The sequence below is a fragment of the Nocardiopsis ansamitocini genome, from assembly GCF_030268225.1.
In the GTDB taxonomy this organism is placed as follows: Bacteria; Actinomycetota; Actinomycetes; order Streptosporangiales; family Streptosporangiaceae; genus Nocardiopsis_D; species Nocardiopsis_D ansamitocini.
Map to the genome: position 1 here is coordinate 1 of NZ_BSQG01000032.1, position 856 is coordinate 856.

General features: G+C 65.2%; 1 protein-coding gene. It reads right to left on the reverse strand.

All coding sequences use genetic code 11. The features are described from left to right. The coding region (locus QSJ59_RS24260; protein WP_285762094.1) for a sensor histidine kinase at positions 1-856 on the reverse strand (856 nt) is incomplete at both ends.

Sequence of the window (856 nt, forward strand, 5' to 3'; positions counted from 1 at the left end):
CGGTGATGAGTGTGGTGGGGAGGAGGACGATTGCTTGGACGCCGCCGTAGGGGGAGGCGCGGAGGCGGACTTTGATGTTGTGGCGTTGGGCGAGGTGGGAGACGACGAAGAGGCCGAGGCGCATTTTGTCGTTGAGGCGCATGACGTCGAATTCGGGGGGTGTGGTGAGGAGGTGGTTGGCGGTGGTGAATTCGTCGGGTTTCATGCCCAGGCCGCGGTCTTCGATTTCGATGGTGACGCCGTTGGGGACCTGTTCGCTTTTGAGGTGGACGTGGGTGTGGGGTGGGGAGAAGGTGGTGGCGTTGTCGACGAGTTCGGCGACGAGGTGGATGACGTCGGCGACGGCGGTGCTGGTGAGGTTGACGCGGGCGATTTGTTGGCGTTTGACGCGGGTGTAGTCGCCGGATTCGGAGATGGCGCCGCGCAGGACGTCCATGAGGGGCATGGGGTGGTGCCAGGTGCGTCCGGGGCTTTGGCCGCCGAGGATGAGGAGGTTTTCGGCGTTGCGGCGGGAGCGGGTGGCGAGGTGGTCGAGTTTGAAGAGGTCGGTGAGTTGGTCGGGGTCTTCTTGTTCGCGTTCGAGTTTGTCGAGGAGGCGGAGTTGGCGGTGGACGAGGGTTTGGCTGCGGTGGGCGATGTTGAGGAAGACGCGGTTGACGCCTTCGCGGAGTTGGGCTTGTTGGATGGCGGCTTGGACGGCGGTGCGTTGGGCGGCGTTGAAGGATTGGGCGACTTCGCCGATTTCGTCGTTGGCGACGTCGAGGTCGGGGACTTCGGTGTGGAGGTCGACGGGTTCGTTGCGGCCGAGGCGGTCGATGAGGGCGGGCAGGCGCCGGTCGGCCAACTCCTGCGTGCC